This is a genomic window from Chryseobacterium sp. FR054, from assembly GCF_056844565.1.
On sequence record NZ_JBXDSA010000003.1, the window covers coordinates 279,673 to 293,052 of the forward strand.

The 13,380-nt window shown below is 40.7% G+C and carries 7 protein-coding genes; all 7 read left to right on the forward strand.

Translation table 11 applies throughout. The features are described 5' to 3' along the window. Positions 1 to 113: 113 nt before the first annotated feature. The 7 genes from secA (at position 114) to msrA (ending at position 13,371) form a co-directional block, all read left to right on the forward strand. Positions 114 to 3,188 carry a preprotein translocase subunit SecA gene (gene secA / locus AC106S_RS14045; RefSeq protein ID WP_482439949.1) on the forward strand — a complete coding sequence of 1,025 codons (3,075 nt, stop codon included), beginning with the start codon at positions 114 to 116 and terminating at the stop codon, positions 3,186 to 3,188. 152 nt (positions 3,189 to 3,340) lie between these two features. Next, positions 3,341 to 5,506: a TonB-dependent siderophore receptor gene (locus AC106S_RS14050; protein ID WP_482439950.1), complete on the forward strand. Its 2,166-nt coding sequence runs from the start codon at positions 3,341 to 3,343 to the stop codon at positions 5,504 to 5,506. A gap of 40 nt (positions 5,507 to 5,546) precedes the next feature. After that, positions 5,547 to 6,743, forward strand: a complete 1,197-nt coding sequence (locus AC106S_RS14055; protein WP_482439952.1) for a PepSY-associated TM helix domain-containing protein — start codon at positions 5,547 to 5,549, stop codon at positions 6,741 to 6,743. Then, on the forward strand, positions 6,743 to 8,866 hold the full coding sequence (locus tag AC106S_RS14060) for a TonB-dependent receptor (protein WP_482439954.1): 2,124 nt from the start codon (positions 6,743 to 6,745) through the stop codon (positions 8,864 to 8,866). Before AC106S_RS14055 ends, AC106S_RS14060 begins: the two co-directional genes overlap by 1 nt. 51 nt (positions 8,867 to 8,917) lie before the next feature. Beyond that, positions 8,918 to 10,129 carry a PepSY-associated TM helix domain-containing protein gene (locus AC106S_RS14065; RefSeq protein WP_482439956.1) on the forward strand — a complete coding sequence of 404 codons (1,212 nt, stop codon included), beginning with the start codon at positions 8,918 to 8,920 and terminating at the stop codon, positions 10,127 to 10,129. An 82-nt stretch (positions 10,130 to 10,211) separates the two neighbouring features. Beyond that, complete coding sequence (locus AC106S_RS14070; protein ID WP_482439958.1) at positions 10,212 to 11,180, forward strand: ROK family protein; 969 nt, start codon at positions 10,212 to 10,214, stop codon at positions 11,178 to 11,180. A gap of 1,636 nt (positions 11,181 to 12,816) precedes the next feature. Continuing rightward, positions 12,817 to 13,371: a peptide-methionine (S)-S-oxide reductase MsrA gene (gene msrA / locus AC106S_RS14075; RefSeq protein WP_482439959.1), complete on the forward strand. Its 555-nt coding sequence runs from the start codon at positions 12,817 to 12,819 to the stop codon at positions 13,369 to 13,371. The last annotated feature ends 9 nt before the right edge of the window (positions 13,372 to 13,380 follow it).

Genomic DNA, 13,380 nt, shown 5'->3' on the forward strand with positions numbered 1-13,380 from the left:
TTTAAGCACAGTGCTTAGAGCTTTTTTGCCCTTTTCCAGATATAAAATTCACACGATAAGCGTGTCAGTAAAACGCTTAAAGCATATTGTTTTAAGCATAAAGCAAAAAATTTATGAGTTTTTTAAACAAAGTTCTTAAAGGGTTTTTGGGAGACAAAAAAGCGCAGGACCTAAAAGAAGTAAAAAAAGTTGTAACAAAAATCAAAGCTGTAGAACCAGCCATCCAACAGCTCACTGATGATGGACTGAGACAAAAAACTGCTGAATTTAAAGAGAATATAAAATCTGCAACCAGCAAAATAACAGCTCAGATAGAAGAGGTAAGAGAGCAGGTAAAAAATTCAACTAATGTAGATGAAAAAGAAGCTCTTTTCTCAAAGATTGAATCTCTGAAGAAAGAATCATACGAAATTGAAGAGAAAGTTCTGCTGCAGATTCTTCCGGAAGCCTTTGCTTTGGTAAAAGAAACCGCAAGAAGATGGGCCCAGAACGGGGAAATCCGTATCACAGCCACAGACTGGGACAGACAGCTGGCTGCTGCCGGAAAAGATTTCGTAGAAATCCAGGGAGACACTGCTATCTGGAAAAACTCATGGGATGCTGCCGGGACTCCCGTAGTCTGGGACATGGTCCATTATGACGTTCAGTTTATCGGAGGGGTTATTCTTCACAGCGGTAAAATTGCCGAAATGGCAACCGGTGAGGGTAAAACCCTGGTAGGAACACTGCCTATTTACTTAAATTCACTTCCGGAAAGAGGGGTACACGTAGTAACCGTGAATGACTACCTGGCTAAAAGGGACTCCGCATGGATGGGACCTCTTTACCAGTTCCACGGAATGTCTATCGACTGTATCGATAACCACCAGCCCAACTCAGACGGAAGAAGAAAAGCATACAATTCAGATATTACTTACGGAACGAATAACGAATTCGGATTCGATTATCTGAGAGATAACATGGTAACTTCACCTTCAGAACTGGTACAGAGAGAACTGAATTTCGCGATCGTGGATGAGGTAGACTCTGTATTGGTAGATGACGCAAGAACTCCTTTAATCATTTCCGGACCTGTTCCTCAGGGAGACAGACAGGAATTTGATGTTCTTAAACCTTCTATCGACAGAATCGTTGAAGTGCAGAAGAAAACCGTTTCCACTATCTTCAATGAAGCTAAAAAGCTGATTGCAGCAGGAAACACAAAAGAAGGAGGATTCAAACTCCTTCAGGCTTACAGAGGTCTTCCGAAAAACAGACAGCTGATTAAATTTTTATCGGAAAGCGGAAACAGAGCATTGCTTCAGAAAGTGGAAGCACAGTACATGCAGGACAACAACCGCGACATGCCGATCGTAGATAAGGACCTTTACTTCGTGATCGAGGAAAAAAACAATCAGGTAGACCTTACAGACAAAGGAGTAGATTACATGTCTCAGGGGAACTCTGATCCCAACTTCTTCGTTCTTCCGGATATCGGAACCGAAATTGCTGAAGTGGAAGCTAAAAACCTTTCCAAAGAAGAGGAATTTGAAGCTAAAGAAAGACTTTTCTCAGATTTTGCTGAAAAATCTGAACGTGTACACACCATGAGCCAGCTGTTGAAAGCGTACACCCTGTTCGAAAAAGATGATGAGTATGTAGTGATTGACGGTGAAGTGAAAATCGTTGACGAGCAGACCGGACGTATCATGGAAGGAAGACGTTATTCAGATGGCCTTCACCAGGCAATTGAAGCAAAAGAAAATGTAAAGATTGAAGCTGCAACACAGACTTTTGCCACCGTTACCCTTCAGAACTATTTCCGTATGTACAACAAACTTGCGGGAATGACAGGTACGGCCGAAACAGAAGCAGGCGAACTCTGGGAGATCTACAAACTTGATGTTGTAGTAATTCCTACCAACCGTCCTATTTTAAGAAATGACAAGCAGGATTTGGTTTACAAAACCAACCGTGAAAAATACAATGCCGTAATTGAAGAAGTTGAAAAACTTACCGCTGCCGGAAGACCGGTTCTTGTAGGAACAACTTCTGTTGAAATTTCACAGCTACTTTCCAAAGCCCTTCAGCTAAGAAAAATCCAGCACCAGGTACTGAATGCGAAGCTTCACAAAAAAGAAGCAGAAATCGTAGCAGGAGCAGGACAGCCTGGAGTGGTAACCATTGCCACCAACATGGCAGGTCGTGGTACCGATATTAAACTTTCCAAAGAAGTAAAAGAAGCAGGCGGTTTAGCCATCATCGGTACAGAAAGACACGATTCAAGACGTGTGGACAGACAGCTTAGAGGTAGAGCAGGACGTCAGGGAGACCCCGGAAGTTCCCAGTTCTATGTATCCCTGGAGGATAACCTGATGCGTTTGTTCGGTTCTGAGAGAATAGCTAAGATGATGGACAGAATGGGTCATAAAGAAGGAGAAGTTATTCAGCACTCCATGATCAGCAAGTCTATTGAAAGAGCTCAGAAAAAAGTGGAAGAAAACAACTTCGGGATCAGAAAGAGACTTCTTGAATATGATGACGTAATGAACAAGCAGCGTGACGTAATCTATAAGAGAAGAAGGAACGCACTGTTCGGAGATCACCTGAAGTATGACATTACCAACATGATCTTTGATGTGGCCAATTCTATTGTAGCTAAAGGGAAATCTTCCGGAAACTTTAAAGATTTCGAATACGAAATTATTAAAACCTTTACGATGGAATCCCCGGTTTCTGAAAGTGATTTCAAAACGAAAAACATCCAGGATCTTACCAATATCCTCTTCAAGGCTGCTCAGGAAGATTATCAGATGAAGCTTAACCTTCTGAAGGAAAAATCATTCCCTATCATAGAGAATGTATACCAAAACCAGGGATCGATGTTTAAAATGATCCAGGTTCCTTTCTCAGACGGCCATAAAACAATGACCATTGTAGCTGACCTGAAGGAAGCTTATGATACACATTGTGAAAGCCTTATCAATGATTTTGAAAAGAATATTACCCTTTCCATCATCGATGAAAACTGGAAACTTCACCTCCGTGAAATGGACGACCTCAGAAGATCTTCCCAGGGTGCCGTTTATGAGCAGAAAGATCCGCTTGTTATTTACAAACAGGAATCATTCCACTTATTCAGTGAAATGGTAGACAAAATGAACAAAGAAATTATTTCTTTCTTATATAAAGGAGAGATCCCTTCATAGGAAATAATTAATAAAATACGTTAAAACCCCGCTTCAATACTACATGAAGCGGGGTTTTGTTATTTGGTGTATAATAAATTTATGATAAATATCAATCCTGTTATTTATTTAGAACAATTAAAAACAATATATTTGCAGAAATTTTGACTTTCATGAAAAATGCACTGATCTGTGCCTCTATGCTGGGTTCCATGCTGGCTGTTGCTCAGGAAAAAGATACCCTCAAATCCAATGCCATTGAAGAAGTTGTAGTCAGCGGAAGGTATTATCAGAAATATAAACTTAATGAAGTTTCCGGCTCATTAAGGCTTCAGACTCCTATTATAGAGCTTCCTCAGAATGTACAGTCAGTCAGTTCACAGGTTTTATCCGATCAGCTTACCCTTAATATGTCTGAAGGCATTGTACGGAACGTAAGTGGCGCAAGGAAAGTGGAACACTGGGATAATGTGTATTCCAACGTTTTCATGAGAGGTGCAAGTATTGCCACCTATATGAACGGAATGAATGTTTCTTCTACATGGGGCCCCATTAACCCTGATGCATCCATTATAGACAGAGTAGAGTTCGTAAAAGGACCTGCCGGATTCATGGGATCAATGGGCGACCCTGCCGGATTTTATAATGTGGTAACCAAAAAACCAACCGGAAAATTTGCAAACAGTGTAAGATTTACAACCGGAAGCTATAATCTGTTCCGTGGCGAAGCAGATCTGGACGGGGTACTTATTAAAAACGGAGTTCTGGATTACCGCCTGAATTTAATGGGCAGCTCCAACAAATCATGGGTGGAAAACGACAAAACAAGCAAAATCATCATTGCCCCTTCCATCACCTTCAGACCTACAAAAACAACGACTTTTACGGCGCAGTATAATTTTCAGCACATGAAATTCAACCAGCCGGGTGCTTATATCATGTCGAAGGAAGGTTATGCCACACTAGGGGTCCACACTAACTTTAACGATCCTAATTTTAAAGAAACAAAAGTAAGAGATCAAAGCTTATTTTTAAGCCTGGATCAGAAACTCTATAAAGACTGGGTATGGAGTACACAGTATGCCTATATGGACCTGAATTATGACGGAGGCTCATGGTGGGGAGATTTCAGAACCCCCGATCCCAACATCTTCTCAAGGGATCTGAGCAACTGGCAGGCTGTAGGAAAAAACCACATTTTCCAGACGTATTTAAGAGGAAGCCTGAACACCGGAAATATCGTACACAAAATTATTGCAGGATTCGACTACGGAGACAGAAAATACCAGGCTGATTTCTCATCAACGGGAAGCGGAGGCTCTATAAACATCCACAATATCATGTATGGAGTAGATCCCGCTACCCTGCCGTCCAATGACGCTTATTTCCTGAACCGAAATGCAGCATTCTATGATGATGAAGGCGTAAAATATACTTCATATTATGTGCAGGATCAGATTGAAATGTTCAATAATAAACTTCGTCTTACCCTGGCGGGAAGATATACAAGCGGAACAACTTACGCAGGGTATCCCAATCTGGGAGAAGTAACTCCCGATAAAGCCGGGGAGTTTACACCGAGAGTGGGCGCAAGCTATTCCATCTCAGAAGATTTTTCTGCATACGGAGTATTTGACAGAACATTCTCTCCACAGTCTGCCAACACCTTTACAGGCTCAATATCGGCTCCGCTGAAAGGCCAGAACATTGAATTCGGATTGAAGAAAGACTGGTTCGGAGGAAAGTGGAATTCAACATTTGCAGTATATGAAATCAGAAGGAAAAACATTCTAACCAAAGATTTTGTAAACAGTACTCCTTCACAGACTTTTTATTATGCCAATGGAGAACAGAGAGCCAGAGGTTTTGAAGCAGATCTGAAAGGAGAAATTGTAAAAGGGCTGAATATCATCATCAATTACGCCTATACCGATGCCAAGACAATTAAAGATACCAATCCTGAAATTCTTGGAGCAGCTTCTCCGGGTAATGCTAAAAATGTACAGAATACCTGGGTTTCTTATCACTTCAGCGACAGCCTGTTAAAAGGATTTGGTATATCTGCCGGGTATCAGTATCAGGGAGGAAGAGTTTCCTGGTATGGTACAAATTCCGGAAACCAGTCATTGCCTGATTATTTCGACACCAATTTCGGGATCACTTACAGAGCCAGGAAATTCGATGTGAACCTGATGCTCAACAACGCTTTTAACAGAAAACTGTTCAGCGGGTATTATGATCCGGGATACAATACACCGAATGATACCAGCGACGATAAATATGTGTGGATCTACAATGCACCACGCAACTGGAGACTCTCAATAGGATATAAATTTTAAATAATGAAAGTTAGCCCTTCACCGGGTTAACTTTTTTGATATGAAGAAAAAACATCATCATAAGAAGAAAGTTTCTCCCGCAAAAAAGTGGTCGGCCAAACTGCATCTTTGGCTGGGTTTATCGGTGGGAATCATTGTCTTCATCGTTTCACTTACAGGAACTTTGTATGTTTTTAAAGACGAGATACAGAACAGTCTGCGCCAGGAGGCCATTTATGTAAAAAAAGCTGCTGCCGAACCCATCTCTGTTCATGTCCTGAAGGAAAAAATCAGCCTGGAACTTCATGAAAAATTTCCGCTGAATTCCGTAGAAATATCTCTTGATAAAAATAAGTCCTACCGTTTTCTGTATTATGAAAAAAATAAAAAAGGCTGGAATTATTTTGAAGAGGTAAAGATCAACAAACTGGTGTATGTAGATCAGTACACCGGAAAAATCCTGGCCGTGTATGATGAGAAATATAATTTCTTCAACATTCTGAAATACATCCACTGGAGTCTTCTGCTCAATTCTGAATGGGGAAAATATGTTGTAGGCATTCCGACCGTTCTTTTTATTTTTATGCTGATCACCGGAATTGTTCTGTGGTGGCCGAAAAATAAAAAAGCAAGGAAAGGACGCTTCTGGTTCAGCTGGGAAAATGTAAAGACCTGGAAACGCAGAAACTATGATCTTCACAATATATTAGGCTTCTACGCTTCATTTATTGCTCTTTTAATGAGTATTACAGGCATTTACTTCGCTTATCCGTACGTGAAAAATGTCATTCATTTTACATTATCCGGATCTGCAGACCTTCCGAAAGATAAAGAAATCAAGTCCCCGGACTCTCTGATGCTGAAAAACAGTTCAGTATATGATCTTACGGCGGCTCAAACGAGAAAATTATATGCAGAGTCTGCCAGCTTCAGAATTCCACTGAGCGGAAAAAACAAGAAGGGAAAAGATCTTAAAAACATTCCGGTAACAGTTTACGGAGAAGAAGGAAGATTCAGTGACCGGAGTACGCTGGTATTTGATAAATATTCAGGAAAGCTTCTGGCTGAAAAACCTCATCAGAAATTAAGCAATGCAGAAAAATATGCCAATGCCAATTATGATATCCATACAGGCTCCTATTTCGGGCTGTTCGGCAAAATCATCTGGTTCATCACCGGGCTCATCTGCACCTCACTTCCCGTAACCGGATTTCTGGTATGGTGGGGCAAACAAAAGAAACAAGGAAAGAAAATATAATGAGAAAAGCGCTTTTATCAGCTGCATGTTTAGGATCTGTTACGGTTTTTGCCCAGGTGAAGGACAGTACCCGGACAAACCATGTGGAAGAAGTCATCATGACGGCTTCCAGAAAAAAAGAAAACATCAAAGAAATACCAGGCTCGGTAACCGTTGTCGCCGAAAAGCAGATCCAGTCTCAGCTGACCGTTAATTCAGATATTACAAGTATTCTTCAGTATACCGTTCCCAGCTTAGGAACCAATTCCGGGCAGACCTCCAATACCGGGCAGACCTTAAGAGGGCGCCAGGTTCTTGTTCTTATCGACGGAATCCCACAGTCTACCCCCCTCAGAAACGGAGCCAGAGATCTAAGAAGCATCGATCCGTCCGTTATCGAAAGAATTGAAGTCATCAAAGGAGCATCTTCCATTTACGGAAACGGGGCAGACGGAGGAATCATCAACTATATCACGAGAAGAAGCAATTCCGATAAGAAAATTTCCGGACTTTCACAGATCGGGTTTACAGGACAGCCTTACGAAGGCGGGGGAACACTTGGGATAAGAGCCAGCCAGCTTTTATCCGGAAAGATCAGCAGGTTTGACTACGTATTCTCCTTAGCTTATGAAAGGACAGGCTACATGAAAGATGCAGATGGGATATATCTTACCCCCACTTACAGTACTGCCAAAATGGATAATTATAACGGTATGCTGAAATTGGGATACAATATTGATTCTGATCAGCGGATTGAAGCATCCTACATCGGCTACGCCTCAAAATCTGATCTTAATTTAGGATTAAAAACCGGAAATTACGGAATTACCCCAACAATCGGGGATGGTATAGGAAAAAGCCTTGAAACCACGCCCCAGGGAACGCCTAAAAATCATAATTTCAGAATCAATTATGACAACCGCAATCTATTTTGGGGAACCACTTCACTGAATTTTAATGCCTATATGCAGGATTTCAAGACAGTATACGGTTATAGTGACACTTTCTTCGGCGGCGGACAGTCCAATGTGATCTCCAAAAAATACGGAGCCAGAATTAATTTTGATACCAGATTATGGAATGCCCGGAATTCACAGGCTGAAATCATGTACGGAATGGATATTCTGAACGACCAGACCGTACAGAAACTGGAAGACGGCCGCTACTGGACTCCCGATATGAGTATGACCAATCTCGCCCCTTTCCTGTTGATAAAAGTGGATCTTTTAAAGAAGCTTACCCTTAAAGGAGGACTCCGATACGAAAATATGAAAGTTAAAGTCGGTGATTTCAACACACTTTCTACGCTTAAAAGCGACGGTACTTTTACCGAAAGTATTTTTGTAACCGGCGGAAATCTGAAATACAATGCCCTGGTAGCCAATCTTGGAGTACGTTATAACATCGAACCGTTTCTGAACCTGTTCGGAAGCTTTTCCCAGTCCTACTCCATCAATGAACTGGGTAGAATTCTGAGAACCTCCACGCAGGGAACTATCCAGAATCTTGAAACCAAACCGATCATCGTTAACAACTATGAATTGGGAGCAACGGGACAGATTTCAAAATGGGTAAACTATGAGATCACCTCTTATGTGAGTACTTCAAAACTGGGGGCCTCATTTGTTCAGAGCCCGGACAGAGCTTTAACTATTCAGAGATCGCCTGAAATTGTTTACGGAGTGGAAGGGTTTTTACATTTCACCCCTGCACGATGGATCAGTTTCGGAGGAAGTTACAGCTGGATGGAAGGAATTACTTCATTAAAAGATGACGGGGATTATTCAGCCAAAACCAACAACAGCAGGATTTCTGCTCCTAAAGTTCTTGCTTACGTACAGGCAAAGCCTATCCCTTCTCTATCTCTGGGAATCGATATGCTTCACGCTTTCCGGCAGGACAGATTCCAGCCTAATGTCAAAACCGGATTATTCGCTTACGGAGAAGGTTATGTCCCAGAATACACGGTTTTCAATTTCAAATCAGGCTATGAAATCAATAAAAACTGGAAAGTCTCTCTGGGAGTTGAAAATATTTTTAATATCAATTACCAGCCTGCTATTGCATGGTGGTCGGCCAGAGACAGTGAATTCGTGAACGCACCCGGAACCAGAGGAACCCTGATGCTGGAATATAAATTTTAATTAATCTAAATAAAAAGTAAAACTTATCTTTGTCTTGCTTTAATTATTTGTATGAAGAAAAAACATCATCATAAGAAGAAACCGGGGTTCTTTAAAACATGGTCCGCCAAACTTCACCTTTGGTTTGGTCTTGGAATTGGCGTTCTGATCTTTATTATTTCCATTACCGGAGCATTATATGTTTTTAAGGATGAAGTAGAAAACCTTACCCGTAAAGACGTTATTTACCATAATGAGCAGAATATTGAGCAAAAGCAGGTTCTTCCGATCCGGGTGATGGAGAAAGCCGTTGCAGATCAGGTAAAGGAAAAATACCCTATCCACTGGGTGAATGTTCCCATAGACAGGAAAATGTCCTATATGTTCTTCTGGTATGAGCACAATACGGATGCATGGAACTATTTTGACGAGTATCCGGTCTATAAGCAGGCGTATGTAAATCCTTATACCGGAAAGGTTTTAAGGGTATATGACGAAAAGAACGGATTCTTCAATATTGTAAAGATGATTCACTGGAGCTTCCTTCTGAAACAGGACTGGGGAACTTATGTAGTAGGAATACCTGTTATTATCTTTGTGATCATGCTGATAACGGGAATTGTATTATGGTGGCCCAAAAATAAAGCAGCAAGAAAACAGCGTTTTTCGTTCAAATGGAAGAATGTTAAAAGCTGGAAAAGGAAAAACTATGATCTACACAATGTACTCGGGTTTTACGCTTCAATTTTCGCCTTAATTTTCTCAATCACCGGATTATTTTATGCATTTTTCGTGGTTCAGGCTATGATCTATGTAGTATTTTCCGGAGGAGAAACCAAATATCCTGATTTTTCCCATATCAAAACCAAAGCTCCCGTTGAGCTGAGAACCGAAGGAACACTGGATAAGATCATCAATACAGTAAAACAGAAATACCCTGACTCTTATGGGTTTGCCCTCGATCTCGGACATGAACATATGGATGATCATGAACATCCGAATTTTGAAGTGTATGTAAAACACCTGTCCTACTCTTACCACAAGAGCAGCAGCCTGATCTTTGATGAAAACTCGGGAGAACTTCTCCACACTCATGATCCTGAGGATAAAAATTTCGGGGAGAAGGTGGTCAATGCCAATTATGACATCCACGTCGGGGCTATTCTGGGATTACCTACCAAGATCATTGCATTCATTGTCAGCTTAATATGCGCCTCCCTTCCCGTTACCGGATTTATGATCTGGTGGGGAAGAAGAAAAAAGAAACCGGTAAAAACAGCCTGAAACTTTTTTAAATAAATGTTTAGTTAATAATCTATTAATACAATCTTTTTTATAATTTTAACCCTTTAGAATTACAATAGAAATGTCATTAATAGATTTATCAAAACAAGTTGCCCTGGGAATTGACATCGGAGGAACGAATACCAAGTTCGGAGTAGTAAACCACCGTGGTGAGGTCCTGGAAAAAGGAAGTCTGCGAACAGATGAGTACGATAAAATAGAAGATTTCATCGATGCTCTGCACGAACAGGTACGCCCACTGATCGAAAGACACGGCACGGAAAAAAACTTTGACGGAATCGGAGTAGGCGCTCCTAATGCCAACTATTATAAAGGAACGATAGAACAGGCCCCCAATCTGCCCTGGAAAGGAGTTATTCCGTTTACAGACCTGATGACGGCCAAATTCAATCTGCCATGCAAGGTAACCAATGATGCCAATGCGGCCGCTCTTGGAGAAATGCTTTTCGGAGCCGCCCGCGGAATGAAAGATTTCATTATGATTACGCTGGGAACAGGCGTAGGTAGCGGGATTATTTCCAACGGAAGCCTTATTTACGGGCATGACGGTTTTGCAGGAGAGCTGGGACATACTATTGTAAAGCCCGGCGGAAGAAAGCACTGGAGCACAGGGTCCGAAGGAAGCCTCGAAGCCTATGCCTCAGCAACCGGAATTGCTATTACAGCCAAGAAAATGAGAGCTGAGTTTCCCGAATCCATGCTGAATCAGTATCCTGAAGATGAGATCAATTCCAAAACAGTACATGAATGTGCCCTGAAAGGAGACCCGATCGCTATTGAGGTATTCAGATATACGGGACAGAAGCTGGGTGAAGCTTTAGCTAACTTTGTGATGTTTTCTTCGCCTGAAGCCATACTTCTGTTCGGAGGCGTAATCAAAGCTGGAGATTTCATTCTAAAGCCCGCCAAACTTTATATGGAGAGAAACCTTCTTCCGATCTTTAGGAATAAAGTAAAACTGGTTTTCAGTGAACTGGATGAAGCCGATGCCGCCATCTTGGGAGCAAGTGCCCTCGTCTGGGAAAAATAACAGAATAAATTTAATATATCAGGCAGTCATTAATGGCTGTTTTTTTGTTCAGTATACACATATACAAAGGTCTTCTTGGCAGTCATTAATAGGTAAAATGAATCGGTATCTGTGACAATGAATTTTTTCACCCCATCAGTGAGATTTGTGAAGTCTGTGGGAAATTTAATTCATATTGATATGATAGCTTGCTTTTTTTCACGCAAAGTTCATGTATCGGCAATATTGATTTTAAGGGAGCAAAGTGTAGAATCAACTTCGTTGATCCGATGAAGCGATAGACTAGCCTTCGGCTCTTTCAATGATGAAAACAGATCACAAAAAATTGCTGAAAATCTTTGATTTTCTTGCGCCTTAAAAACAGCATAATGGTTAAAAACCTTCTGCCCTTTAGCGTTTAACCAACAAAAAAATATGCTCAATCCATCATCAGCAATAGAAAGCAAGTGCCCTCGTCTGGGAAAAATAACAGAATAAATTTAATATATCAGGCAGTCATTAATGGCTGCTTTTCTTGTTCAGTATACACATATACAAAGGTCTTCTTGGCATTCATTAATAAGTAAAATGAATCGGTATCTGTGACAATGAGTTTTTTCACCTCATCAGTGAGATTGGTGAAGTCTGTGGGAAATTTAATTCATATTGATATGATAGCTTGCTTTTTTTTCACGCAAAGTTCATGTATAGGCAATATTGATTTTAAGGGAGCAAAGTGTAGAATCAACTTCGTTGATCCGATGAAGCGATAGACTAGCCTCCGGCTCTTTCAATGATGAAAACAGATCACAAAAAATTGCTGAAAATCTTTGATTTTCTTGCGCCTTAAAAACAGCATAATGGTTAAAAACCTTCTGCCCTTTAGCGTTTAACCAACAAAAAAATATGCTCAATCCATCATCAGCAATAGAAAGCAAGTGTCCTCGTCTGGGAAAAATAACAGAATAAATTTAATATATCAGGCAATTAATGGCTGCTTTTTTTGTTCAGTATACACATATACAAAGGTCTTCTTGGCAATCATTAATAGGTAAAATGAATCGGTATCTGTGACAATGAGTTTTTTCACCCCATCAGTGAGATTTGGGAAGTCTGTGGGAAATTTAATTCATATTGATATGATAGCTTGCTTTTTTTCACGCAAAGTTCATATATCGGCAATATTGATTTTAAGAGAGCAAAGTGTAGAATCAACTTCGTTGATTCGATGAAGCGATAGACTAGCCTTCGCCTCTTTTAATGATGAAAACAGATCACAAAAAATTGCTGAAAATCTTTGATTTTCTTGCGCCTTAAAAACAGCATAATGGTTAAAAACCTTCTGCCCTTTAGCGTTTAACCAACAAGAAAATATGCTCAATCCATCATCAGCAATAGAAAAATAGAGGAGGGCTTTAATCCGCCTGAATAATAGAAAAACAATCCACTGTCTTCAGCCCAAACTTATACAATCTGCAGACCATAATAATTAAAAATCCGTATATCCGTGGCATAAAATCATTCCATTCATTTATAGTTTTTATCGATGGAAACATTCACATTATTTGTATTTAAAACCATCAAAGTTTTTCTTACTTTTGATCGGTTTTTCAGGATTACAATCCTGCAGAAATAATGAATAAAATTATCAGTTACAATGGAGAATAATCAATTTGAGCAGATCACTTTCGGAGGCGGATGTTTCTGGTGTGTGGAAAGCTGTTTTAATATGCTGAAAGGTGTACAGTCTGCTGTATCCGGATATTCGGGGGGACACAAAGATAACCCGACCTATGAAGAAGTCTGCACCGGTGAAACAGGACATGCGGAAGTGGTACAGATCACTTACGATCCTGCCGTTATTACTTACGAACAGCTTATGGACGTATTTTTCTTTCTTCACGATCCTACCCAGCTGAACAGACAGGGTAATGACATAGGAACCCAATACCGCTCGGTTATTTATTATAAAGATGATGCCGAAAAAGCTAAAGCGGAAGAAGCCCTGAAGGCATCCGAAGCCTCGGGAAGATGGGCAGGAACCTACGTTACAGAACTTACAAGATTTGAAAAATTCTGGCCGGCAGAACAGTATCACCAGGGATATTATAATGAAAACCCGACACAGCCTTACTGCAGTGCCGTGGTAGGTCCGAAGATCCAGAAGTTCAGAAAACATTACGGAGAACTGGGCATGCTGAATGCTGACTAAAAATAATAA

Excerpts from the sequence above, each read along its gene's own strand:
- secA (WP_482439949.1), top strand. The coding sequence starts at position 114 with ATGAGTTTTTTAAACAAAGTTCTTAAAGGGTTTTTGGGAGACAAAAAA.
- AC106S_RS14050 (WP_482439950.1), top strand. The coding sequence starts at position 3,341 with ATGAAAAATGCACTGATCTGTGCCTCTATGCTGGGTTCCATGCTGGCT.
- AC106S_RS14055 (WP_482439952.1), top strand. The coding sequence starts at position 5,547 with ATGAAGAAAAAACATCATCATAAGAAGAAAGTTTCTCCCGCAAAAAAG.
- AC106S_RS14060 (WP_482439954.1), top strand. The coding sequence starts at position 6,743 with ATGAGAAAAGCGCTTTTATCAGCTGCATGTTTAGGATCTGTTACGGTT.
- AC106S_RS14065 (WP_482439956.1), top strand. The coding sequence starts at position 8,918 with ATGAAGAAAAAACATCATCATAAGAAGAAACCGGGGTTCTTTAAAACA.
- AC106S_RS14070 (WP_482439958.1), top strand. The coding sequence starts at position 10,212 with ATGTCATTAATAGATTTATCAAAACAAGTTGCCCTGGGAATTGACATC.
- msrA (WP_482439959.1), top strand. The coding sequence starts at position 12,817 with ATGGAGAATAATCAATTTGAGCAGATCACTTTCGGAGGCGGATGTTTC.